17 protein-coding genes are annotated in these 25,019 nt (G+C 40.4%); 12 read left to right on the forward strand and 5 right to left on the reverse strand.

Going from position 1 to position 25,019, the window contains the following annotated elements; all coding sequences use genetic code 11:
* Positions 1–280: 280 nt before the first annotated feature.
* Both ACED29_RS09550 and ACED29_RS09555 read left to right on the forward strand, forming a co-directional pair.
* Positions 281–5,203, forward strand: coding sequence for a PAS domain S-box protein (locus ACED29_RS09550; RefSeq protein WP_371697555.1), 4,923 nt, complete (start codon positions 281–283; stop codon positions 5,201–5,203).
* A 3-nt stretch (positions 5,204–5,206) separates the two neighbouring features.
* Positions 5,207–6,160 (forward strand): diguanylate cyclase, encoded by a 954-nt coding sequence (locus ACED29_RS09555; RefSeq protein ID WP_182723252.1) that lies wholly within the window; start codon positions 5,207–5,209, stop codon positions 6,158–6,160.
* Positions 6,161–6,258: 98 nt separating this feature from the next.
* Here ACED29_RS09555 and ACED29_RS09560 read toward each other — a convergent pair whose 3' ends face one another.
* On the reverse strand, positions 6,259–6,570 hold the full coding sequence (locus tag ACED29_RS09560) for an EscU/YscU/HrcU family type III secretion system export apparatus switch protein (RefSeq protein ID WP_182698129.1): 312 nt from the start codon (positions 6,568–6,570) through the stop codon (positions 6,259–6,261).
* A gap of 11 nt (positions 6,571–6,581) precedes the next feature.
* The gene (locus ACED29_RS09565; RefSeq protein WP_371697556.1) at positions 6,582–8,708 is read right to left on the reverse strand and encodes a flagellar hook-length control protein FliK; all 2,127 of its coding nucleotides are present in this window, start codon (positions 8,706–8,708) and stop codon (positions 6,582–6,584) included.
* A gap of 390 nt (positions 8,709–9,098) precedes the next feature.
* On the opposite strand from ACED29_RS09565, the gene ACED29_RS09570 reads away from it, so the two are divergent.
* Both ACED29_RS09570 and ACED29_RS09575 read left to right on the forward strand, forming a co-directional pair.
* Positions 9,099–9,827, forward strand: coding sequence for a VacJ family lipoprotein (locus tag ACED29_RS09570; protein ID WP_371697570.1), 729 nt, complete (start codon positions 9,099–9,101; stop codon positions 9,825–9,827).
* Positions 9,828–9,874: 47 nt separating this feature from the next.
* Positions 9,875–10,996, forward strand: a complete 1,122-nt coding sequence (locus tag ACED29_RS09575) for a response regulator (RefSeq protein ID WP_371697557.1) — start codon at positions 9,875–9,877, stop codon at positions 10,994–10,996.
* Positions 10,997–11,216: 220 nt separating this feature from the next.
* Here the strand turns inward: ACED29_RS09575 and ACED29_RS09580 are convergent, their stop codons facing one another.
* Positions 11,217–12,725 (reverse strand): peptide MFS transporter, encoded by a 1,509-nt coding sequence (locus ACED29_RS09580; protein WP_124017936.1) that lies wholly within the window; start codon positions 12,723–12,725, stop codon positions 11,217–11,219.
* Positions 12,726–13,259: 534 nt separating this feature from the next.
* On the opposite strand from ACED29_RS09580, the gene ACED29_RS09585 reads away from it, so the two are divergent.
* From ACED29_RS09585 to ACED29_RS09605, 5 genes are all read left to right on the forward strand, one after another.
* On the forward strand, positions 13,260–13,904 hold the full coding sequence (locus ACED29_RS09585) for an OmpA family protein (RefSeq protein ID WP_371697558.1): 645 nt from the start codon (positions 13,260–13,262) through the stop codon (positions 13,902–13,904).
* Positions 13,905–13,929: 25 nt separating this feature from the next.
* Positions 13,930–14,763: a mechanosensitive ion channel family protein gene (locus ACED29_RS09590; RefSeq protein ID WP_124017938.1), complete on the forward strand. Its 834-nt coding sequence runs from the start codon at positions 13,930–13,932 to the stop codon at positions 14,761–14,763.
* Between the two features lie 66 nt (positions 14,764–14,829).
* Positions 14,830–15,423 (forward strand): thiol peroxidase, encoded by a 594-nt coding sequence (gene tpx, locus ACED29_RS09595; RefSeq protein ID WP_124017939.1) that lies wholly within the window; start codon positions 14,830–14,832, stop codon positions 15,421–15,423.
* A gap of 30 nt (positions 15,424–15,453) precedes the next feature.
* Complete coding sequence (gene ltaE, locus ACED29_RS09600; RefSeq protein ID WP_182754544.1) at positions 15,454–16,464, forward strand: low-specificity L-threonine aldolase; 1,011 nt, start codon at positions 15,454–15,456, stop codon at positions 16,462–16,464.
* A 236-nt stretch (positions 16,465–16,700) separates the two neighbouring features.
* Positions 16,701–17,069, forward strand: coding sequence for an acyl-CoA thioesterase (locus tag ACED29_RS09605; RefSeq protein WP_124017941.1), 369 nt, complete (start codon positions 16,701–16,703; stop codon positions 17,067–17,069).
* A 114-nt stretch (positions 17,070–17,183) separates the two neighbouring features.
* On the opposite strand, the gene ACED29_RS09610 is transcribed toward ACED29_RS09605, so the two are convergent.
* Both ACED29_RS09610 and yiaY read right to left on the reverse strand, forming a co-directional pair.
* Complete coding sequence (locus ACED29_RS09610) at positions 17,184–17,549, reverse strand: cytoplasmic protein (RefSeq protein ID WP_124017942.1); 366 nt, start codon at positions 17,547–17,549, stop codon at positions 17,184–17,186.
* Positions 17,550–17,840: 291 nt separating this feature from the next.
* Positions 17,841–18,989: an L-threonine dehydrogenase gene (gene yiaY, locus ACED29_RS09615; RefSeq protein WP_371697559.1), complete on the reverse strand. Its 1,149-nt coding sequence runs from the start codon at positions 18,987–18,989 to the stop codon at positions 17,841–17,843.
* Positions 18,990–19,290: 301 nt separating this feature from the next.
* Here yiaY and ACED29_RS09620 point away from each other — a divergent pair, with 301 nt between their 5' ends.
* From ACED29_RS09620 to ACED29_RS09630, 3 genes are all read left to right on the forward strand, one after another.
* Positions 19,291–22,356 (forward strand): EAL domain-containing protein, encoded by a 3,066-nt coding sequence (locus tag ACED29_RS09620; RefSeq protein WP_371697571.1) that lies wholly within the window; start codon positions 19,291–19,293, stop codon positions 22,354–22,356.
* A 135-nt stretch (positions 22,357–22,491) separates the two neighbouring features.
* Positions 22,492–23,763 (forward strand): DEAD/DEAH box helicase, encoded by a 1,272-nt coding sequence (locus ACED29_RS09625; protein ID WP_371697560.1) that lies wholly within the window; start codon positions 22,492–22,494, stop codon positions 23,761–23,763.
* Positions 23,760–24,845, forward strand: coding sequence for a GTP-binding protein (locus ACED29_RS09630; RefSeq protein WP_371697561.1), 1,086 nt, complete (start codon positions 23,760–23,762; stop codon positions 24,843–24,845). Before ACED29_RS09625 ends, ACED29_RS09630 begins: the two co-directional genes overlap by 4 nt.
* Positions 24,846–25,019: the final 174 nt, after the last annotated feature.

Consider the following 25,019-nt stretch of genomic DNA (forward strand, 5'->3'; position numbering starts at 1 on the left):
TAACTTTGAATTGGAACCTAGATGACGAGAGCGCTTCGCTGCTAGATGCTATAAAAGCAAAATCCTAGATGACTAGATTCTAGCTGACTCGGTTCTATAACGTCTTAACAGCGCAGCTGTCCCTAGCAGGACGTAGTCCGCCCTAGAAGCGCAGCGCACTATTCGCATAGAGGTCTAGATTAGTCATCAAATTTCAAAACACGATATATTTCAATGTCTAGTTGTAAAAAACTCTTTTATCGTCCAAAGTTAAGCTCTGTGACTCTTAACTAATAATAAAATGGTCAGACTATCTAGTTATAAAAATGCGCTTAAATTGGGTATTGGAATATTTGCTTTCGGGTTAACCATTAGTTTTGTGACTGCTGTTAGCGTTAAGAATCAAAATAGTACTATCATTACTAAAGCACTTGATGAGTTGTCAGAGCAAGTTGCTAATACGATTATTGATCGTATTGTATTGTATCAATATGGTTTGCGAGGTGCTCGAGGCGCTGTTGCGACTTCAGGCGAAGACCGAATTTCTCGTAAAATCTTTAGAAAATACAGCTTAACCCGTGATATTGAAACTGAATTCCCAGGGGCGCGAGGCTTTGGTTATATCCGACGTGTGCCCGCAGCTGATGAGGCTTCTTTTGTCGTCAAAGCGAAACTTGATGACTGGCCCGATTACAGTGTTCGTCAGTTAACCCCTCATAATGATGAACGTTATTTGATTGACTATATCGAACCCGTTGAGCGCAACCTTGCGGCGATCGGTTTAGATATTGCCTCTGAGCCAAACCGCAAGAATGCCGCCCAACAAGCGTATTTAACCGGTGAAGTACGCTTAACTGGGCCGATAACCTTAGTACAAGCTACAGGCCATCCGTTACAAGCCTTTCTTATTTTGATGCCTATCTACCGCACAGGTTTTATACCAGCAACTGCCGAGTTGAGGGAGCAAAATGCTTATGGTTGGAGTTATGCGCCATTAGTGGCCAATGAAGTGTTTGACCAAATCAATTTATCGCGCAAAACGACCAAGATATTGATTAATGATGTGACTGATAATCAAAAAAATGTCATGTTTTATGAGACCCATATTGATGATGCGAGCCCGTTATCGTCTTTTTCTGTTGTCGTCGATCGTGAGATATTTGGCCGTAAATGGCAAATATCTTTAGTGGCTTACCCTGAATTTGTCAGTGGGTTACATTTAACTTCGCCTAATATTGTTTTTACTTACGGTGTAATTGTCAGTTTATTGTTGGGGGGCCTGATTGGCTTTTACAGCTTTGCGTTAGGACGTAAACGCCTTATTTTGGAAGACAATGAAAGACGGGCTAACATTTTAGAGCATTCGCTAGATGCGATTATTAGTTTAGATTGTGATGGGGTTATCACCAGTTGGAATGAGGGCGCGGTAACCATTTTTGGTTATGAAAAGCAGGAAGTCGTAGGCCTTAAAAAAACCTCATTTATTGTTCCTAGTGATGATTATGCCGCTGAAATTGAAAAATTTAATCAGGTATTGAACGGCAAATCATTGTTAAATTTTACTGGTCAACACAAACGCAAAGATAATCAGCTATTGTCTACATCGATGACCTCTTTGGCTATTTACAATGAGTTCGGCAAAATTATTGGTGTCAGTCAGACCATTAGAGACATCACGATACAACAGCATGCTGAAAAGCAAATTTTAAGTGTTAATGCCAGCCTTGAACGAAAAGTAACTGAGCGAACCCACGCGTTACAACAAGCTCTGTCAGAAAATAAGACCCTACTTGATAACATTAATCAGCAGTTACTTTATTCTGAAACCGATAAAAATGGCACTATTTTAGCGGTAAATGATTATTTTTGTTCGATATCTGGTTTGACTCGAGAGCAGATGATTGGTCACAAACATTCAATTGTAAAATCGAATCAACATGACGATGCATTTTGGAAAAAAATGTGGCAAACCATTCATGCAGGTCAGACTTGGCATGATGAAGTTTGTAATCATGATAGCCAAGGTAACGCTAAATGGTTTGATACTGTTATTGCGCCAATAATGGATGATAAGGGTGAGCTTGAGCGCTGTTTGGCGTTGAGAATTGATATTACTGAACGTAAAAACACTCAATTAGAAAAAGATACTCTTAGTTCTTTACTCACAAATGTGCTTGCTGCTGCATCAGAAATTGCCATTATTTCAACGGATAATGACGGTATGATTAGCATGTTTAATCGTGGTGCAGAATTATTGTTAGGATATCAGGCTGAAGAGGTTGTTGGTAAGCAAAGCCCTGCAATGCTGCATCTTGCAGCTGAAGTTAGCCAGCGCAGTGTCGAATTAACGGAAGAGTTTGGTGAAGACATCAGTGCTTTTGATGTGTTTACTTACAAGCCAAGAGTCAAAGGGCCTGAAACGCGTACCTGGACCTATATTCGTAAAGATGGCTCTGAATGCCAAGTCTCATTGTCGGTATCGGCTATGCGTGATAATCGTGGGGAGATCATTGGTTACTTAGGCGTTGCAGTTAATATTGATACTATGCTGAAGCAACAAGAAGAGTTGTTATCTGCTAGCTATCAGTTATCCAAAGCGGCTGAAGTGGCAGAGTTAGGGATCTGGAACTTTGACATAAAAACCAACGAGCTACAGTGGAATGATCGTATGTTTAGTATTTATGATTATTCATTAGACATCAGAGGCCAAGGAGTAAATTATCAGCATTGGCGTAACAGACTTCATCCTGATGACATTGAAATGGCTGAAAAGGCCCTACAAGATTCGATTACTTTCAACATCCCTTATGCCCCCTTGTTTAGAATTATTACCAGCTCGGATCAGGTACGCTATATTCAGGCAGGAGGACAAATTAGTTTCGACAAATCAGGCGCGGCAGTGCGCATTGTTGGGATTAATCGTGACATTACCGAGCAACGCGAATTAGAGCAAACGTTACGTTTAGCCAAACAGTCCGCAGATGCGGCTAATGCGGCTAAATCTGCCTTCTTAGCTAATATGAGTCATGAAATACGTACCCCAATGAATGCTGTGTTAGGTATGCTTCAGCTTATTCAGCATTCTGAAATGACTCGTCAACAGGCTGATTATGTTAGTAAGGCTGAGATTGCTGCCAAATCTTTATTGGGATTGTTAAATGATATTTTAGATTTTTCAAAAATTGATGCCGGTAAGTTAGAACTTGATTTGCACTCATTTGAACTTGAAACATTAATGCGTGAATTAGCAGTAATGCTAGCCACCAACGTGCATAACCAAAATGTTGAAGTGATTTTTGATTTAGACCCAAGTATTCCCTATCTTATTGAGGGCGATGAGCTTCGTTTGCGCCAAGTGCTGTTAAATCTGGCGGGTAATGCGATTAAATTTACGGCTGAAGGCTATGTCATCGTCGGTGTGCGTTGCAATACTATTGATGAAAAGCAAGTTAACTTAACCATCTCTGTTACAGATACCGGTATTGGTATTAGTAAAGAGCAAGAAACTAAGATTTTCCAAGGTTTTGTACAAGCAGAGTCATCAACGTCAAGACGATTTGGCGGCACAGGATTAGGATTAGCGATTACTAAACGTTTAGTTGATTTAATGGGCGGAGAATTAGCATTAACCAGCCGTCTTGGTGAGGGCAGTCGTTTCTGGTTTGATTTGAGCTTTAATATCATTGAATTGGATAATAATGATATTTTTATCGATTTACAGGATAAGCATATTCTGGTTGTTGATGACAGTAAGATGAGCCGTAAGCTTGTAGCAAAAAACTTAGCCGCCCACGGTGCTGATGTTAATGAAGCACATAATAGCCATGAGGCGATTAAGCTTATTGGAGAAAGTATCTCTGCCAATAACAATTACGATGTGATTATTATGGATTGGTATATGCCAGACGGTAATGGCATCGAAACTGCTAATCATATTCAAGCTATGTTTTCCCCAGCAACTGCGCCAGCCATTATTATGTTAACCGCCTATGGTGCAGAGGTGATGGAACAAACTAAGCATTATAGCCAACAGCCTTTTGTCAGTATGCTGACAAAACCTGTCACCGCCAATTTAATGCTTGAGGCTGTTTACCAAGCGATGAATGGCGAAGATAACGCGCCTCAAACGAGAAAGATTAGCAGTTTGGCCTTAAACGGCATTAAGGTCTTAGTGGTTGAAGATAATGCACTTAACCGTCAAGTGATTGATGAGTTATTGCGACTTCAAGGTGCTGAAGTTACATTGGCCAAAAACGGTACAGAGGGAGTAGAGTGGGTGACTCAGTCAAATAATCAATTTGATATTGTGATTATGGACATGCAGATGCCTGTTATGGATGGACTTGAAGCCACGCGCCTTATTCGTGCAGATGGTCGGTTTAATGAGTTATCGATTTTAGCCATGACGGCTAACGCATCTGCGGCAGATAAAACATTGTGCCTGGCTGCAGGTATGGACGATCATATTGGTAAGCCAATTGACATGACGCTTTTAATACCTTGTATGCTTAAGTTGATAAATAAAGCCGATGTTACTCAATATCGTTTAACTGCAAATAATCTTGATGCGAGCTTGCTTGACGTGGTTAACGATAGCGATGATGATTTGATTATAGAAAACCCTGAGTCTATTTTACGTCGTTTTGGTGGTGAACTGGCATTTTTTATTGATGTTAAACATCATTTTGCCACCGAAATGAAACAACAATTATTGTTACTGACTCAAGCGTTTGCACAGCAAGATAGCGAGATTATTTGTCGTATTGCCCATACAATCAAAGGAACTGCGAGTAATATGGGCGCTAAGCGACTGGCTGCTTTTGCTGCCACGCTAGAAAAAAATATAAACAATGCGACCGCTGATTCAAATAGCGACTTAAATAAAAAAGTAGTCATTGATTCAGAGACTTGTTTAACAGAAATGCAAGATCATATAGACGATAGTATTCGTATGCTGGATTCGTATTTTCCTGATGAAAGCGCAGAATCAACCGTTGCTATTGTTGATAAAGTGGGCTTTTTCCCCACAGCAATCGTAAATTTGGATAAGATAGATCGTTTGATGGCGTTGTTAGTAGAGCAAAATCTAGATGCCATAGACTATCTTGAGCAGCTGCTTAGCAGTGGTGTGCCTAATGAACAGTGGTTAAGGTTGAAAACTCAAGTCAGTCAACTTGAGTTTTTGGATGCAGTCGATACATTAAAATCGATATTGAAGGAGTGATACTTGTTCATAGATAAGTATATTTCTGGCGCAGAGCCAGTTAGAGGTAAAATACTGTTAGTTGATGATCAGGTTGTCAATATCAAGATATTGCATCAACTCTTACAAGATGATTACGACATTTATATGGCTCGTGATGGTAATCAAGCCATTGAGATGTGTAAAAAAGTCAACCCGGACCTTGTGTTGTTAGATATTGAAATGCCAATATTAAATGGCTTCGATGTGTGTGCGCATTTAAAAAATGATCCCGACACACAAGAGGTGGCGGTTATTTTTGTCTCTGGTCATTTTGATGAAGATAAAGAAGTTAGGGGCTTTCAGTTAGGGGCGGTTGATTTTATTCATAAACCCATTAACCCCGTTATTACCAAAGCACGAATTAAAAATCAGATTAGATTGAAATTAAACACCGATTTATTGCGCACTATAGCGTTAATCGATGGATTAACGGGGGTGGCCAATCGACGTCAGTTTGAGCAAGTTTTACCGGTAAGCTGGTCGCAATGTGCGCGTGAAAAACAGCCATTAACCGTTATTTTATTGGATATCGATTTCTTTAAGCACTTTAATGATACCTATGGTCATACCGAGGGAGATGTGTGTTTACGTTTAGTGGCGCAGAAGATACACGACACAGTAAATCGTCCTTATGATCTCGTGGCACGTTTTGGTGGTGAAGAGTTTATCTGTATTTTACCTAATACCGATTTAATTGGCGGGACTTATGTGGCTCAGCAAATTGTCGACAGTATTGTGTCTTTGAAAATCCCCCATATAAACTCATCTATATCTGCTTTTGTGACCATTAGTGCTGGCGTTTCAAGTGTCGTGCCTGAGTATGATATGTCGAGTACAACCCTGATTGAAGAAGCTGATAAACAATTGTATATAGCCAAGGACCGTGGCAGAAACAGAGTATTAGGTAGCCAAATACAAGCGACTCTGAATGAGTAGGACTTTTTAGATACTAAGCGGTTAAATATAAGCTGTTAGAGGTTACAGCGTGTGGCTTAGTACTGAGCAGTATTGCGGCTTAGTAGCGAGAAAATACTTTACACTTGAGCGACAATTTTTTGATGTAGATTATTCCATTGCTCAGGAAATTTTCCATCTAGCATATAAACAAATGCGATTAACTCTGCAATTAATAGGTACAGTTCTTTAGGCACTTCGTCGCCTAGTTCCAGAAGTTGTAAGAATTCACTCAAATGTGGGTCCTGGTGGATATGGATCCCTGCTTCTTTAGCAATCAAAATTATCTCTTCGGCAACTAAATCCTTACCCGTAGCGGTAATTTTGGGCGCGCTTTTACCATCAAAACTGAGTGCAACGGCCTGTTGTATTTTTTTCGGTTCTTGTGTCATTGTGCCCTCTGTTATGCCCTTGTTTTAACTAAATAGTGATCGCCTGGCAATAAGGTCGCCGGAATTGGCGCTAGCTGTGTCGTCAGCTTACCTGGGGTAAAGCCTATTTGAGTGATTTTATCTGATAGTGCTTGGTTAAAGCGCTCTACTTTTGTGAGCAGCATTTGGTTGTTGCCTTTGAATTGAATATCCAGCACATCGCCTTGTTTATTAGCACAAATTAATAATGAACCTTGTGCTAAGTTAAATTTGAGTTGTAACTTCCAGCCTGCTTTTTTGTCTTTATCTTGATCATTTTCTTGTTCGAATTTGCCCTCAAATTGCTCATCACGTTGATTAATAGAATAGGGCAAAGCAAAGTACCATGTCATGGCTTGATTAGGATCAGTACTTGCGTGTTGATATAGCGCAATACTGCTGGCTAATTGTGCTAAAGAGTCTGCACCGCCTAATTTATCCAGCGCTGCTAATAAACCTGAATTGGCGCTGAGTTTACTTAAGGTTCGTTGTTGTAATTGTGCAAGATGGGCTTGAAGTTTGTCGCTGATCGCAGCACCGGTGGATTTGGTTTTGACCCCGAGTAATAGCTGGAATAGGGTGGTAATTGCACTGCCTGAAAACAGCGCCGAGGGCTGTGAAGCGCCTGAGTGACTTATCTGAGGGTTCGCTAGGTTAAGTGCTGCTAAACTGTATAGCTCGCTGCTCAGTAAGGCAGGGTCGCTTAATGCACTTAATGGGTGTGGACTGATTTGGGGTAAATGTTTAAACAGTTCACTGGCGAGATTATTAGCCACTTGTTGTGTTAGCTGCTGCTTTATCGGCATTGCCCCTGCTTTTGATAAGGCTTTATTCAGCACTTCTATAGGAGCTGGGTCGCTGGTTAACTTATTGGTGGCCTCGTGATTGGCACTAACCGTCGTAGAGTTTGCTTTAAGTATACTTTGTTCAGTTGTATTGCTTAGCTGAGCTTGTTGGTTTGTCTGTGACGACAATGGTTGCTGTGTGAGCGCTGCCGTCGTTTTTACTGTATTGCTATCTTGAGCTGTTTTTAGGCTAAGGTTGCTAGAACTGGCATTGATGTTTAGTTGATTAGCGTCAGTTTTTGCAGGAGCGACATTGGGTTGACTAGCATCTGTTTTTGCCGGAGTGATATTGAGCTGACTACCTTCAGTTTTTGTAGGAGCGGCATTGGGTTGACTAGAATCTGTTTTCGCCGCAGTGATATTAGTCGGTAACGGAGTCGATTCGAGTTTTTTTAGAAACTGGCTAAGAATTTGCCCTGGTTCATTTTTGGTTATGATGATGTTGGCCGTTTGCAGTGGCTCGGTAATTTGAGGCGCGGTCAGTTTGGTTAAATTAACGCTGAGTTCTGCTATTACAGGCGTTAGTGCAAGTTGTAGTTGCTGATTTTGTAGCACGACTTTGGCTAAATATTGCCCTGAACTTAACGCGGAATTTGGCGCTAATGTAATGCTTGTGCCACTGGCAAACGTCAGTTGTCCTTGGTCTATTACTGCCGTAGGCAGAGGATAGCCCTGAGGCCTTGTCGCCAATGTTGCCAACTGTTGTGTTGATACGCCATTTTGTTTTGCCAGTGCTTCAAGGGCTTGCGGTAATGCCAGCTGAATGGCTTGCGCCAAAAGTATTAGCTGGGTGGAGACCGTTTGTGCTGGTAATGGGGGCGCTGAAACTGTAGACCCAGGAACCTGGGTTACTGGTGCAACGGAATTATTGATGAGTTCGGCTCGAACTTGTGGTTGATTAACGCTGGCGACGGCACGAGTCACAAGTTTGGCTTGGTCGCTCGCGATGACCACTTGTGCTGTTTGTTGTAATAATTTTTGCAGTTCAGCTGTTTTACTCAGTTGATACTGCTGATTTTCAATGGTGACATCGAGTTGTGCACTTGTTGGCGGTTGCGACACTTTTACAGGCAGTAATACCGAAGATAAATCTGATTTTGAAGGCGCTGAAGTCGACGAAGATGAAACCGATTTATCATTTGATGTTTTTGTGGGTACAGCATCATTACTACTTTGAGTTGGCTTTCGTTCAGCCACCGATGACTGACTCGCATCAGCAGGTTTAAATGTGACGTTATTGACCGCTTTTGGAGTCAGCGTTGTTGGCGCAGCCATAGAAATCCTATCAAAAAATCATGTTTATCTATCGAAATCAATCAATCTGTTAGTGAACAATATCAGCTTCATTTACAATTTTTTGATTGATATTGTAAAAAGGCGCAGTATCCTTAGCCCTCTGTTACCTTTATTGGGCGAGTCATTATGGTTTTGTGACCATATGGTGACCAATTGCGGCTAACAAACACGTACAAGCAAGGCCTAGTTATTGAATATTGTAAAATATTAGCCTAATACTAGCTTGCTAAATTATATCGACTGGAACAAAAATTGCTTTAATAAAAAGACAGAGTTAGCAGTTTATTGAGCAGGACCTTTTGTCATTTTAAAGAGAATTATATGAAGTATAAATGGATATTACTTCAGGTGCTTGTGATTAGCATACCTATGTATGCCCAAGCCGAAGCACCTCAAGTTGTCGCTGCACCAGTACCTGCGGTTGAAATTAAATATAATGATCCTCTTGATCCATTTGAGGAGATTAACCGCACTATGTGGGATTTTAATTATCTGTTTTTAGACAGATATATTATTCGTCCAGTCGCTCATGGCTATAAAGATTATGTGCCTAATCCGCTAAGAACTGGGGTTAATAATTTTGTTTATAACTTAGAAGAGCCCAGCTCCCTAGTCAATAATACTCTGCAAGGAAAGTGGAAATGGGCAGCTAATGCTGGTGGGCGTTTTACCGTTAACACCACCATTGGTTTATTGGGCTTGGTAGATGTAGCCGACATGATGGGGATGCACCGTAAACAGGACGACTTTAACGAAGTTTTAGGTTATTACGGTACGCCCAATGGTCCTTACTTTATGGCGCCATTTTATGGTCCAATTGTGACAAGAGAATTAGCCTCTGATTGGGTGGATGGTCTATACTTTCCCTTATCGGAGTTAACTTTTTGGCAATCAGTATTAAAATGGGGCTTAAAAGGCTTAGATGCTCGTTCTAAGGCCATTGATCAAGAACGATTATTAGACAATGCTCTCGATCCTTATGCTTTTGTAAAAGATGCCTATTTACAGCATATGGATTACAAAGTGTTTGATGGTGATGTGCCATCAAGTCAAGCAGACGATGAGTTACTTGATGAGTATTTAGATGAGCTAGAATAGTCGAGGCATACAGGCACCTCGACAGTGAATGTCTGTGAGGTTGTTGTATGGCGCTAACTGATGTCGAGATCCTCTTTGTTGAAGATGACCCGATATTTCGCCATGTCGTTGCTAGTTTTTTGCAAGGACAAGGTGCTCGGGTTACTCAAGCTTGTAATGGCTATGAAGGTATAGCCCTTTTTTCTGATTCTATTTTTGACATTGTTATTGCAGATTTAAGCATGCCAGGCCTTGATGGCTTGTCTATGCTTAAGCAAATGCAAGATATTAATCCTGCTATACCTGCTATTGTTATTTCTGGTAACGATGTGATGTCTGATGTTGTAGATGCATTGCGCATCGGTGCCAGTGATTATCTGACTAAGCCGATTGCAGATTTACTTATTATTGAACAAGCTATCATTCAAGCGATAATGTCAGCTGCGACGCCTATGAATGTGTCTGGGCAATTTCATTTACAAGAAATGAATGAGCTTTCATATCAAGAACTCACTGATAATTTATCGCTGCTTGAGCAAAATGCTCAAGCAGCCAAAAGTGTTCAGCAGCAATTATTTCCGGCTTCACATATCTATTATCCTAAAGCGGATATCAATTATAGCCTGTTTAAAAATAATGATATAAGTGCCTATTTTATTGACTCTACTATGGTTGGCGATCATCATTTAGTTATGTATATGGCCCACTTTTCGCCAGAGGATAATAGTGCTGCTTTTGGCTGTGTATTACTCCGCAGTTTTATCAATCAAAAACTTAAGCTGTTTAGAAATGGCCTAAGTAATACCTTAATTGAACCCAAGAATATGCTGACGTATCTTAATGAACGTATGGTTAAGTCAGGGTTACATATTCATACCGATATTATTTATGTGTGTATCGATTTGAGCCAGTATTTGTTATCAATAGGCCAATCAGGTAAGGGCCTGCGGTGTTATTTACGCAATGGCAATATACTCACACCCTTAGCTTTGCCCGAATCAGCGCCGCTTGGTAGCGCGATGTGGGATAAGCCCAGTATGCAAGTTAGAACTTTACTAAGAGATGAACAGATTTGTATTGGTACACATTTTTATGAGCATAAACAACAATTGCTTGATAATCGATTTACAGGCTTAGTGTATCAGTCAGATATTAAAGCGGGTGGCTTTATGCAGTTAGCGTGTCGCTGATCATTGTTAGAGGCTATCTAGACACTAGAAACCTAGAGCGCTGCGCTGCTAGGACGCTTCGCGGCTAGAGGCTATAAAAGCAAACAGCATAGCGAAGCGATTTTAGTAGGACGAAGTCCGCTCTAGATCCTAGCAGCCCTTGATGTGGGTATATAAAAAATCCCCTCACAAGAAAACTTGGAGGGGATATTATTAAGAGTAACAATTACGTCAACACGAATTAACGTTGAATACCTTCGTGTTCAGCTGTGACTGCAATCTCTTCTTCTAACACTTCTTCTTCAGTGTCATTTTTACTTTCAGCACCGTGCATCCAGTCAACCAATTTGTTTGACATGAAGTACAAAATAATACCTGAAATAACCGCAGTAATACCGATACCAGCAAAAATAGCCATCGCGTTTGCTAGCTGCTCTTCTACTTCACCGCCATGACCAATCAATGAACCGACTAGGCCACCAATTTTATTGGCTGCAGCGATAAATAGGAACCATGCACCCATCATTAACGAAGCGATGCGCAGTGGAGCCAGTTTGGTTACCATTGATAAACCAATAGGTGATAAACATAATTCTCCCATGGTGTGGAAGAAGTAAGCTCCAACTAACCACCACATGCTTGATTTAACCGAAGCGTCGCCACCCATTTCGAATACAGCGCCCATCATAAATAGGAAACCAATCGCCAATAAGAATAAGCCTATAGCAAACTTAATTGGTGAGTTGGGTTCACTTTTACCAAGACGAATCCAAATTGAGGCAATCACGGGAGCAAAAACAACAATGAAAATAGCATTGAGTGATTGGAAATAAGTGGTAGGCACTTCCCATGAGCCAATCATACGGTCGGTGAAATTGTTGGTGAACAAGTTCATTAAGCCACCAGCTTGCTCGAATCCCGCCCAGAAGATAATGGTAAATAAACCCATTACCATAATCACTTTAATGCGGTCACGTTCAATCTTGGTCAGTGGCTCACTTCTGATCTCACCTTTGGCTTCATTTTTTCTTTGTTCTACTCTTGCAGCCGGTTCAGTACCGATATCGCCAAGTAATTTTTGAGCAAAGAAAAATTGAATAATTAAGGATAAAATCATACCAACACCAGCGCAGAAGAAACCTGCTTGCCAGTTGTTGATGAACACGTCTTTACCATCGATAACAACGTCATGACCAAATGAAGTGTAAGCCCAGGCAACGATAAAGCCTGATAAGGCCGCACCTAGGTTGATCCCCATGTAAAATATCGTAAATGCACCGTCACGACGGTGATCACCAGCAGGATATAAATCACCTACCATGGTAGAGATATTGGGTTTAAATAGACCGTTACCTAAAATTAGCGTTCCTAAACCAATATAAAACACAGTGGTTTCTAGGCCTGGCATCCAGCTATGCGGTGCTGCAAGTGTAAATTGACCTGCTGCCATTAAGAAGCCACCAATATAAATGGCTTTACGTTGACCTAATACGTTATCAGCTAGCCAGCCACCAATTAATGGTGTCAAGTAAACTAAACCAGTAAAAGTACCATATAGTGATAGTGCGTCTGCTTGGGTCCAGCCTAAGCCGCCACCTGCTTGATCGCTTTGCACTTTATCGACGAGATAAAGTACTAAAATTGCACGCATGGCGTAATAACTAAAACGTTCCCATAGTTCTGTTGTAAAAAGTAAGAACAACCCCTTAGGGTGCCCAAACAATGTACCTTGAGGTTTTGCGTCACTCATTAAGTCTTCCACCTTAAGCTTGTGATTGCCTGTGAGAAAAATATCGTCACAGAAATAATTGTTTGCAAGAGTTGTCTATGACTGACTTTTCCACGAACACCTGAAATAGCGGGTATTTGAATGTGATAAAGCAATACTGAGCAACTTTATTGTCTATTTTTTATAATAAATAATGTCATTTTGATGCTAAAAGCTGACCAAACATCAAAAAGCTAACCTTATATACCCTTTAAGAGGCGACAAAGTCAATGTTAATGCGGGGAACAGAGAGGTTAAGCTTGTTATCAATTGTGTCCAAGTAGACTGTTAACGTGCTTGAATGTTAAGGGATTGTTTTTAAGCTTGCGCGATAATAGCACCTAGGCTGATAAGGTTTTCTAAGCTGGCGCCGATATCCTTATCATGCTTAAGTGACATTAGCGTGAAGCCTATCTAGCAAGGTATTGATTATAAAGTGTTGTCTTTTAATTTAACTTATAAACAGGTAAAATACGTCTCATTAACATATTTCGATGTCATGTCGAAGGGGTATTTATGGCTATCATTCGTACGTTGACATTGATCTTAATGGGGTGTTTTATCTTCACAGCCCATGCTTGGGTTGATACTGATTTTGACGGGGTACCAGACAAAAAAGATGCATGTAATGATACACCTGCTAATAGTGTTGTTATGGTAAATGGCTGTATTGATACTGAGTTGTTGATTGTCGATGAAGATGCCGAAGATGATAGCGCTTTTGATGCGGAGCTAGGCGCAACAGTTACTAATAATGCAGCTCTTATCGCTGAACAATGTCGTCAACAGCGAGATCTCTCTGTGGCTGTTGATTGTTTTGGGTCTATTCTTCAACCAGTATATTTTGATTTCGATAAATCAAAGGTATTGTTAACTCAACGACCAACCTTAGTGAGAGTGCAACAATATATTGAGCAACACCCTGAGGTTGTCATCCGTTTAGAAGGGCATACCGATAGTATTGGTAGTGATGCTGTCAACCAGGCGCTGTCACTTAAACGTGCTGCCACGATTAAAAATTTGCTGGTTAATGAATACCAATTTCAGCCAACGTCGATTGGGATTGTTGGAATGAGTAACAAAAATCCGGTCGCTGATAACGCCACTGTAGAAGGGCGGCAGCGTAATCGACGTGTAGAGTTTATTATATCGGCAGAATAATACTGCTATTTAAAGGGAGAAGGGAATGGAAAACATAGAAGGTTTAGATGCTTTAGTGGAGCAGGCACCTGAGTTTTTGATGACTTATGGTCTTAAAGCGCTAGCTGCTATTGTTATTTTTGTCATCGGTAAGTATTTTTCCGGTGTAGCAAAACGCATAACAACCAAATTACTGACAAGCCGCAAAGTGGATGCAACAGTTGTTTCGTTTGTGGCAAACTTAGCGTGGATGTTAGTCTTTGTATTTACAATTGTCGCTACACTTGGTCAGGTTGGCGTGCAAACAGCTTCACTCGTTGCGGTTATCGGTGCTGCGGGTTTAGCGGTTGGTTTAGCATTACAAGGTTCTCTTTCAAACTTTGCATCAGGCGTATTAATGGTGCTTTTCCGCCCATGTCGTGTTGGTGACTTTATTGAAGCGGCTGGTGTTGCTGGCGTAGTTGATGAGATAACGATTTTCTCTACCCGTTTACGTACTGGTGATAACAAAGTTATCATCGCGCCTAACTCTTCGATTATGAACGGCACGATTACCAATTACTCGGCATTAGAAAAGCGTCGTATCGATTTAATTATCGGTGTTTCGTATACTGCTGATATCGCTAAAACCAAGAAAGTATTAGCAGATATTCTTGATAACAATCCACTGGTATTAAAAGATCCAGCTTATACCATCGGCCTAGCAGAACTCGCTGACAGTTCAATTAACTTTGTGGTTCGTCCATGGGTTAAAACATCAGACTATTGGCCTGTACGTTTTGAATTGCTTGAGCAAATCAAGAATGCACTAGATGCAGCTGAAATTGAAATTCCATTTCCACAAATGGATTTACATGTCAAAGAAGTTCCAGCAAAATAATATTGCAGGCAATTTAATATTTTAAAAACCAGCATTTGCTGGTTTTTTTATACAAGGAGTTTTTCCATGAAGCTATTTTCAACCTTTGCAGCGATCACACTATTATCCTCATCTGTTATAAGCGCTCACAGTTTTGCTGGCGAAAAAACCATGATTACCATGGGCGGTAACCCGGTTGCTTTAGAGGGTAAGATGCCGAGCTTAAATAAGACTGCACCATCATTTACAGTGGTTGATGATAAGTTTAACCCAGTAAGCTTAAGTGATTTTAAAGGCAAAACAGTACTGATTAGTGCTGTACCAAGCTTAGACACTGGCGTATGTGCGTTGCAAACCAAGCGGTTTAACAAAGAATTTTCTCAATATGATGCTGATGTTGTCATGCTAACCATCAGTGAAGACTTACCATTTGCCCAAAAGCGTTTTTGCCAAACTGAAAATGTAGATAAAATTAAAGTGTTATCAGATTCAGTATGGCGTGACTTTGGTGATAAATATGGTTTGTTAATTAAAGACCATGGTTTATTGGCTCGTTCTATTTTTATTATTGATCCTCAGGGTATTTTAAAGTACCAAGAGCTAGTAACAGAAGTCAGCGAGCACCCAAACTATGATGCAGCTTTAGCGGCATTAACAGAAATATCGTCACTCGCTAAGTAATGGCTGAGTGAATGAGGATAGAGACGCAGTATGATTGATTTTCGAAGTGATACAGTGACTAAACCGACACAAGCAATGCGCTTAGCTATGTCGAATGCTGAAGTTGGTGACGATGTTTATGGTGATGATCCGACCGTGAATAGTTTACAAGACATGGCAGCCGAGATGTTTGGTTTTGATGGTGCCTTGTTTGTGAGCTCTGGTACCCAAGCTAATTTATTAGCTTTAATGTCCCATTGTGAACGTGGCGATGAGTATCTTTGCGGTCAACAAGCTCATAACTATAAGTTTGAAGGTGGAGGAGCGGCAGTATTAGGCAGTATTCAACCTCAGCCGCTGAATAATCAAGCCGATGGCAGCATTTTATTGCAAGATATTGAAGCCGCAATTAAGCCTGATGATGTTCATTTTGCTCAAACTCGATTATTGAGTTTAGAAAACACTATTGGCGGTAAGATATTAAGCCAAGACTATTTAGCCCAAGCACAAAGCTTGGCGTTTAATCGCGGTCTTAAAATTCATTTAGATGGTGCTCGTGTGGCCAATGCTGCGGTTGCACAAGGCATTGGTATCGCCGATATTACTCAATACTTTGACTCTGTATCGATTTGTTTATCAAAAGGCTTGTGTGCACCGATAGGCTCGATTCTGTTGGGTGATGAGCGCTTAATCAGTAAAGCGACACGCTGGCGTAAAATGCTCGGTGGCGGAATGCGACAAGCAGGTATTATTGCGGCAGCGGCTAAGCTAGCGTTAACTGAGCAGGTTGACCGTTTAGCGGATGATCATCACAACGCGAGTACTTTAGCTTTATTGTTGGCAGACATGGATGAATTTACTGTTGATGTGAGCGCTGTGCAGACCAATATTGTCTTTGCTACATTGGCTGAACATATTGATCCTAAAGCGCTTGCGCTAAAACTCGCTAATAAAGGTATTATCATTAGCCCTAACAGGCAGTTACGCCTAGTGACTCATAAAGACATCAGCGCGAATGACATTAGTGTTTTTGTGAACACGCTAAAGCAAATTATTCGTTAATCATTAGTCGTTAATCATCTGCGGTTCATTATCAGGTAAAGGTCACACTCAGCGTGGCCTTTACCTTTTTTGGTGCGTGGTTGCATTTATTTTGGGCATTTTAATCATATATTTATTAAGGTTATATTTTATCTATATGATTTTTATATAATAATATACTTGGCTTAATCATTGCTAATTGTTTAAGGGTATGCGCCTAACGACGCAAAATTAATCAGTTAGATAATGAGGTCACTATGAAATATTTCTCACGTCATATCATCATGCCTGTCCATCTCAATAGCACTAAAAGCTTATGCTGTGGTCAATTGTTAAGTTGGGTCAACGAGGAAGCGACTATTTTTGCCAGTTGCCAAATGCGCAGTCAATTCCACATCGCTAAAGTTATCTCGGAAATTAGTTTTATGGCGCCAGCACAAACTGGTGACATCATTGAGTTTGGTTTTGAGTTAGTGAGTTTAGGTCAAAGTTCAGTGACTGTGCGTTGTAAAATACGCAATAAAGTGAATCATGCACCGATTGCCTTTATTGATAAAATGGTATTTGTTAACGTAAATGAAAATGGTTTGCCTATTCCACACGGTATGCGAGCCAATGCGGCTTAGTTGTTCTATTACTCACAGTAGGGTTGCGTTTATGTTGATTGAGCTGAAGATAAACAGCAAAAAATAAGGAGCTATGATAGCTCCTTAATATTGATGGTAAATAGACTTAGTGTATTACTCGACTTTAGCGATACGCTGTTGATAATCATTGATTAAATGCTCCATTATTTGATTTGGAGAAGCATCTTGGCAGCAGTTGTCTAAATAGATTTTAAATGTGACAAGGGCATGGCCATCATGCTTAAGGCGGCTACTTTGCATGGCAAAATAGGCTTCTTCATTATCGGCTTTTCGAACCACAAAATCGTCTAGTTCAAATGATTTGGTGCCTGAGAGGTTGTGCCATTTAGTGATACGGTCTAGAGCAATTTCACAAGATTGGTTTACTTCGATATGGTTGAGCCATGTTGCCGTTTGTTCGTTTTCTTTATAGTGCGGGCATCGAACGGTGTAATTATATATATGAGTAATCGCTGTCATTGTTTACCTACCTATTCGCTATCTAAGTGTTTTCATCATAGACCTTATTTTTTGTATTGGTCAATCCTTATTTCAAGAACTTAGATCTAAGCATCACTTTTTACTAAATTAAAAATAAGCTGTTGTCATTGTTGGTTTTTTACATTAAACACCAGCTAAAAAAGCCCGTAAATAAATACGGGCTTGGGGCTGCTTAACTAAATGAATTAACCTTAATTCGACCTCAGAGATAAGTTAGCTAAAGTTGACATACTCATCCCTTTATATTGGTTTATGTTTTGTTATTGAATTTTATAGCGCGTTAGTGAAAATTTGGCAAATTTCTGCGTGTGTAGCCTGTTTTGGATTTGTAAAACCACAAGCATCCTTAAGGGCATTATCTGCTAGGGTAGGAATGTCTTCAGCTTTAACACCTAATTCAGTTAAATTTGCAGGGATGTTTACTGCTGTAGACAGTTGCTTAATGGCATCGATTGCTGCTTTAGCGCCTTGATCGTCTGACATTGCTGTGATGTCGATGCCCATTGTTTTGGCTACGTCAGCTAAGCGTGCAGGTACGACTTGAGCGTTATATGTTTGAACATGCGGCAGAAGCAATGCGTTACATACGCCGTGTGGTAAATCATAAAAACCACCCAGTTGATGTGCCATCGCATGGACATAACCTAGGCTGGCATTATTAAATGCCATACCCGCGAGAAATTGGGCATAGGCCATATTTTCACGAGCTTGGATGTCATCGCCGTGTTTTACAGCATTGATTAAGTTAGCTTGAATAAGCTCAATGGCTTTTATTGCACATGCATCGGTGATCGGATTGGCAGCAATAGAAACATAGGCTTCAATGGCATGCGTTAATGCATCCATACCTGTGGCTGCTGTCAGTGATGCTGGCTTTTCAAGCATCAGTTCTGGATCATTTACAGAAAGTATTGGGGTGGTATTTTTATCGACAATGGCCATTTTAATGTGCCTTGCTTCATCGGTAATAATACAAAAACGGGTCATTTCGCTTGCCGTGCCGGCAGTGGTATTAATGGCCACTAATGGCATTTGTGCCTTAATTGAGACATCTACACCTTCATAATCTTTAATGTTGCCGCCATTAGTGGCAACAAGCGCTATGCCTTTAGCGCAATCATGAGGCGAGCCACCGCCTAATGAAATAATAAAATCACACTTATGACTTGTTAATAGCTCAAGGCCAGCGGCAACATTACCTGTAGTAGGGTTGGGTTGAACACCATCAAAAATAACCACTTCAATCCCATTAGCATTGAGCTTTTTAGTCACCTTAGCCACTAAACCAATACTCACTAGTGGTTTGTCGGTAACAATTAGTGCTTTGGTAAATCCAAATGCGTTGATGTCTTTAATGGCTTCATCTACGCTACCTTGACCCAGAATGTTGACGCTTGGAATAAAAAATTTAGTCGCCATATTGATTGTCCTTTATATAAGATTGAATATTCTCTGTGGTAAACGTAGCAATAACACCAACAATATTATGTGATCTGAATCTGATTAACGGCGATTAAAAACAATTATTGATCTGATTTTTCTTACTGTTTATATCAAGAGTTGCAGAAAATTTTAGATGAATATTATCTTGTTTATATATAGAATGATTCACGGTAAAACATGAAGGGACCATGGTTTTAGATTGTTTTTACATGACTAGATCGAGATAGCTTGGATGCTAATGTGCTTATTAAGGATAGATAAGGGAAATATATAGATGTTGAATCTAAATGTTTTTTTCTCAATTTTAGAAAATTCAGCGCTACTTCTGGCGCTAGTTTATGTTTGCTCACTCTCTCCTTTGTATCAACGTAAAGTGGATCCTGCCCTGTGGCCATTTTATATTGGTGCACTTGTCGGTGTTATTGGCATCATTATCATGATGTTTCCACTAGTTGAACAACAGCCAATATTGTTTAATGCAAGCTCAGTAGCGATCAGTTTAAGTGGATTATTCTTTGGTACTATTCCTACTGCTATCGCCATCATTATTATGGCGCTATACCGCTTTTTCTTGGGCGGTGAAGCGGTCGCGGTGGGCATATTTATCTTGATTAGCAGCGCTATGATAGGGCTAATTTGGCGCCGATTTCGGATGGATAAATTAGATCAAATTAGCTATCTTGAGTTTTACCTTTTCGGTGTAGCAGTGCATGCGGTATTACTGAATTGGTTATTTTTATTACCTTCCGAACAAGCGTTAGCCATTTTCACTCTTATGTCACTGCCTATCATGACGGTATTACCGTTACTGACGCTGATCATTGGTCATTTTCTTAGCCAAATAGTATCCAGTAAAAACGATATACAAGTTAAACTTCAAGACGATTTTCTATTTAAAAATCAATTTGATATTGGCAATATTGGTATTTCCATTAGTACAAAAAATAAATATTGGCTGCGAGTTAATCCTTATTTATGTCGTATGTTTGGTTACAGCGAAAAAGAATTAACATCGCTAACCTGGCAAGCATTAACTCATCCAGATGATTTGAATAAAGATTTATTACTCTATGAGGAAATGCTTAAAGGCCAACTCAACGAATACGAAATTGATAAACGTTTTATCGCCAAAGATGGTTCGGTTGTTTATACCCATATGACCATTACATGTCGTCGTCATATTCAAGACGATACTTTTTTGGTGATTGCAGCTTTTCTAGACATCACCGAACGAAAGCAAGCGGAGCAAGCTTTATTACACAGTAAAGAACAACTCGCTTTGGTACTCGATAGTAGTGAATTAGGCGTCTGGGACTGGGATGTCGTTAGTCATCGTATTAGCACTAATCGATACAGTGCTGAGATTTTGGGCTGTACCATGGACGAGCTTAATTTGCAGCCAGAGCGATGGATAGATGCAATACATGCAAAAGATAAATTTAAGTTTTTGCGCAGTATTAATGAAATTATAACAGGCCGCAGCATTAGTCAGCGTGTGGAATATCAATTAATTGATTCTCAAGGTGTGTGGCGCTGGATTTTACAAACCGGCAGCGTTGTTGATGTTGATGCTAAAGGTAAACCTCTAAGAGTGTTTGGCACTCATAGTGATATTACTGATATTAAACAGGTTGAAGATTCGTTAAGTATTGCCTCATCTGTGTATCAAAACTCCAGTGAAGCCATGAGTGTGTTTACTGCTAATGGCATTATTATTGATTCAAATCCGGCATTTTCTTTTATCACAGGATTTACTCAGGAAGATATACAAAATCAGCATTTGAGTATGTTTGAAACAGATCTGCAGCCTAAACACTTTTATCAGCAGTTAACACAGCAGCTTAGCCAACAGGGGCATTGGCATGGTGAAGTGTGGATGCGGCGTAAAAATGGTGAAAGTTACCTTATCTTGTTAACGATTAATTCAATCGTGAGCAAGAAGTCGCAGGCAGATCGATTTGTTGCGTTATTTTCTGATGTTACTGAGAAAAAACAAACGCAAGAGTTGATATGGCGCCAGGCCAATTATGATGCACTCACCGGATTACCTAATCGGAGGATGTTACTAACATTTTTGAATCAAGAGGTTTTATTAAGTGACCGTAAGCATAATCATTTTGCATTGATGTTTTTAGATTTAGATTATTTTAAAGAGATTAACGACACATTGGGCCATGATATGGGCGATGTATTGTTGCTTGAAACGGCGGCTCGTCTAAAGCAATGCATTCGAGAAACTGATGTTGTTGCTCGTCTTGGTGGCGATGAATTTACCATAGTACTGGCCAATCTTGAAGATACTCATGGTGTCGATCGCGTCGCACAGCAAATACTCAAACAACTGTCAAAACCTTATTTATTAGGTGAGCAAACGGCTTATATTAGCGCCAGTATTGGTATCACTCTATTTCCTGACGACGCAAAAACAACGGAAGGATTGTTAAAGAATGCCGATCAAGCTATGTATTCAGCTAAAAAGCTTGGGCGTAATCGATTTAATTATTTTACCTCGGCAATGCAAGATAGTGCCCAAAAGCGGATGCTACTGATCCGGGATCTCAAAGTTGCCATTACTCAACAGCAATTTGAACTGTATTACCAACCCATTGTTGATTTAAGTTGTCAGCAGGTGATCAAAGCTGAAGCGTTAATTCGTTGGCATCATCCTACCGTTGGCGTTATTCCGCCGGCAGACTTTATCTCTATTGCCGAAGAGACTGGCATGGTAGTCGATATTGGTAATTGGGTCTTTTATCAGGCTTGTGAGCAAGCAAAGAAATGGAAAGCACAGTTTAATGCAGACGTTCAAATCAGTATTAATATGTCTTCTGTGCAGTTTAAAGATGAGTCGACTCAGGTTGAAGACTGGCTCAACTACATGCATTCGCTCGCATTACCGACCAGTAGTATCTGCATTGAAATCATTGAAAGCTTATTGCTTGAAATTGAACCTAATGTTGAGGCTAAATTATTAGCTTATGCTGATGCTGGTATACAAATCTCGCTTGATGATTTTGGCTCAGGTTATTCATCGTTGGCCTATTTAAAGAAATTTAACATTAATTACCTTAAAATTGACAAAGGTTTAGTCAATAGTTTGTCTGCAGAAAGTAATGAAAAGTATTTGTGCGAAGCGATTATTGCCATGGCCCATAAGCTTGGTATTGAAGTGATTGCCGAAGGTATTGAAACTGAAAATCAACGACAGTTAATGGAGCTTGCTGGTTGTGATTATGCTCAAGGATATATTTTCTCGCATGCCTTGTGTCGACACGATTTTGAGCAAAAGTATTTAGTTAATAAAGTAACACAACTCAAATTGACTAAGGTCATGTCACGTTAATGTCATCGCGACACACTCAACACCTGCATCATCCACCGTGATAAATGGTTGCTAACACCATTAATGTAATAGTTAATGGTGTTTAGATTAGTATACAATAGCGACCTATTTTTATTTGTTTTTACTGAGTCTGTTATGTCATTTACGTCGCTAGGGTTATCGCCACTATTATTAGATGCGGTGAATCAATCTGGGTATCAAACTGCTACTCCTGTCCAACAAGCTGTGATCCCACTAGCGCTAGATGGCCGAGATGTGTTGGCCAGTGCCGAAACCGGTACCGGAAAAACAGCCGCTTTTGCTTTACCGTTACTCAGCCATTTAATGACGCAAGATGATGCGGATTTACTATCATCACATCGTTTACGTGCATTAATCATGACACCGACCCGTGAGTTAGCGATTCAGATTGAACAAAATTTAGTTAAATACAGCCAATTTATTAACCTGATTAGCTTAGCTGTGTATGGCGGCGCGAGTATAAATCCTCAGCGCAAAGCATTAGAGCAAGGTGTCGACATATTGGTCGCTACCCCAGGGCGTTTGTTTGACATTATTGGTCAACATGAATTGGATTTATCTTTTGTCACTCATTTAGTGATTGATGAAGCAGACCGTATGCTCGATCTTGGCTTTGTGAAAGATATTGAAAAAGTGAAGCGCTTAATTGCCAGACAACATCAAACCATGATGTTTTCTGCTACTTTTTCTGAAGAAGTTAAAACCCTAGCAGCTAAAATGCTAAACAATCCTGAATATGTTCATGTTGAAACCCAAACCACAGCGGCTAATGTTGTCCAGCAGGTGTATCAAGTCGACACCCGTCGTAAAGCCGAGTTGTTATCTGAATTGATTGGCAAGCATAACTGGCAGCAAGTGATGGTGTTTACCAGTCGCAAAGAAACCGCCGATCATTTATATCGCGAGTTAAGCCTAGACGGTATTAAGTCATCGGTATTTCACGGTGATAAAAGTCAAGGTGCACGCAACCGCGCCCTAGAAGAGTTTAAAACTGGTCAATTACGCGTGTTAATCGCTACCGACTTGGCCGCTCGAGGGCTTGATATTCAAGCGTTACCAAGAGTGATTAACTTTGAATTGCCTGAAGAATGTGAAGATTATGTTCATCGTATAGGGCGCACTGGCCGTGCGGGATTAGGCGGTGAAGCGATTTCGCTGGTCAGCCCGCAAGAGCTTGAGTTACTTGCCGCAATTGAACTGCTTATTGGACAGTCTTTACCGTTACAGGTGCCAGTCGGATATGAAGAAGGGGCGCCACTACCAGCTAGATATCGTGATGTGGCGATTGAGAAACCTAAAAAAGTACTTAAGTATAAACGGGGCAAGCCATCGCAAACTGGTGCTAAGCCGACTCGTAAAGGTAAATATTCTAAAGCGAAAAAATGATCACTAAACCGATTAATACCAATATCATTACCGGTTTTCTGGGCGTGGGTAAAACCACACTCATTAGCCAGTTATTAGCGCATAAACCCAAAGATGAAGTGTGGGCTGTGCTGGTGAATGAGTTTGGCGAAATAGGCATAGATGGTGGATTGTTAAATGCCACTGTCGGTGATAATCACGCATCTGAATCATCAAAAAAACAGCCTGCTGTGGTGATAAAAGAAGTACCCGGTGGTTGTCTTTGTTGCGTGTCTGGCTTGCCAACACAAGTGGCGATAAATAAGCTTATCCAACAAACAAAACCGGATCGATTACTCATAGAACCCACAGGGTTAGGTCATCCAGCCGAAATTGCTAAGTTGTTAACATCTGAATATTATCAGCATGTTATTAAGCTACAAACCAGTATCTGCCTAGTGGATGCCCGCAAAGTTGGCGATCCACGCTATCAAAACCATGATACGTTTACACAGCAATTACAGCTGGCAGATGTGCTACTTGCTAACAAAGCACAGCATTACACCGCAAACGATCATCTGCAACTGCAGCAATTCCTCAGCAAGTTATACTTACAACACACGCCACTTATCACAGTCGCTAATCACTTCACTGATATTGACTTGATCCAGCAGATTTTGGCGCACTTAAATGTTCCGACAAAGTATCATTGTCCAACAACGGCACAACGCTTATTGGGCCGAAAATCGCTTGCAGACAATTGGTTTTCGAGCGAGCCACCACTGAGTGATATTGATGCCGCTGAGGTTTCTGCTAGTGGCTTTATCCACAAAACCAATCAAGGTGAGGGCTGCTACAGCAGTGGGTGGATATTCTCCGCGGTGCATTGTTTTCAGTTTGAGCGCTTTATGGCCTGGATTGACACGGTTAAAATAGATAATGTATTGAGGTTAAAAGCGATAGTGATCACTAGCGACGGAGTATTAGGGGTCAATATGGTTGATGGCTCGTTAGCGCTAAATGAGCTTGATGATACTCTAGACTCACGGGTAGAAATTATTAGTGATATACCACTTGAACATGAAAAGTTGCAGCAACAGTTACTGGCGTGTTTATTGAACTAACTTTATTAAATTAGCGTTTATTAAATTAGCGTTGATAGGACAACTTGATTGGGGTGGATAGTTTGTTTCATGACGCCAATTAACCTTGAGTTCGGAAATTAGCGTTAAGTATGGTAACAAAAATTAAGGGCATTGATATGATATCAATGCCCTTATTATTTTCGCTATTTACTC

The sequence above is a fragment of the Shewanella sp. 5S214 genome, assembly GCF_041439795.1.
In the GTDB taxonomy this organism is placed as follows: Bacteria; Pseudomonadota; Gammaproteobacteria; order Enterobacterales; family Shewanellaceae; genus Shewanella; species Shewanella vesiculosa.

What these genes read in the sequence shown, in the direction of transcription:
- ACED29_RS09550 (WP_371697555.1), top strand. Translation starts at nt 281, where the DNA reads ATGGTCAGACTATCTAGTTATAAAAATGCGCTTAAATTGGGTATTGGA.
- ACED29_RS09560 (WP_182698129.1), bottom strand. Translation starts at nt 6,570, where the DNA reads ATGACACAAGAACCGAAAAAAATACAACAGGCCGTTGCACTCAGTTTT.
- ACED29_RS09565 (WP_371697556.1), bottom strand. Translation starts at nt 8,708, where the DNA reads ATGGCTGCGCCAACAACGCTGACTCCAAAAGCGGTCAATAACGTCACA.
- ACED29_RS09570 (WP_371697570.1), top strand. Translation starts at nt 9,099, where the DNA reads ATGTATGCCCAAGCCGAAGCACCTCAAGTTGTCGCTGCACCAGTACCT.
- ACED29_RS09575 (WP_371697557.1), top strand. Translation starts at nt 9,875, where the DNA reads ATGGCGCTAACTGATGTCGAGATCCTCTTTGTTGAAGATGACCCGATA.
- ACED29_RS09580 (WP_124017936.1), bottom strand. Translation starts at nt 12,725, where the DNA reads ATGAGTGACGCAAAACCTCAAGGTACATTGTTTGGGCACCCTAAGGGG.
- ACED29_RS09585 (WP_371697558.1), top strand. Translation starts at nt 13,260, where the DNA reads ATGGCTATCATTCGTACGTTGACATTGATCTTAATGGGGTGTTTTATC.
- ACED29_RS09590 (WP_124017938.1), top strand. Translation starts at nt 13,930, where the DNA reads ATGGAAAACATAGAAGGTTTAGATGCTTTAGTGGAGCAGGCACCTGAG.
- tpx (WP_124017939.1), top strand. Translation starts at nt 14,830, where the DNA reads ATGAAGCTATTTTCAACCTTTGCAGCGATCACACTATTATCCTCATCT.
- ltaE (WP_182754544.1), top strand. Translation starts at nt 15,454, where the DNA reads ATGATTGATTTTCGAAGTGATACAGTGACTAAACCGACACAAGCAATG.
- ACED29_RS09605 (WP_124017941.1), top strand. Translation starts at nt 16,701, where the DNA reads ATGAAATATTTCTCACGTCATATCATCATGCCTGTCCATCTCAATAGC.
- ACED29_RS09610 (WP_124017942.1), bottom strand. Translation starts at nt 17,549, where the DNA reads ATGACAGCGATTACTCATATATATAATTACACCGTTCGATGCCCGCAC.
- yiaY (WP_371697559.1), bottom strand. Translation starts at nt 18,989, where the DNA reads ATGGCGACTAAATTTTTTATTCCAAGCGTCAACATTCTGGGTCAAGGT.
- ACED29_RS09625 (WP_371697560.1), top strand. Translation starts at nt 22,492, where the DNA reads ATGTCATTTACGTCGCTAGGGTTATCGCCACTATTATTAGATGCGGTG.
- ACED29_RS09630 (WP_371697561.1), top strand. Translation starts at nt 23,760, where the DNA reads ATGATCACTAAACCGATTAATACCAATATCATTACCGGTTTTCTGGGC.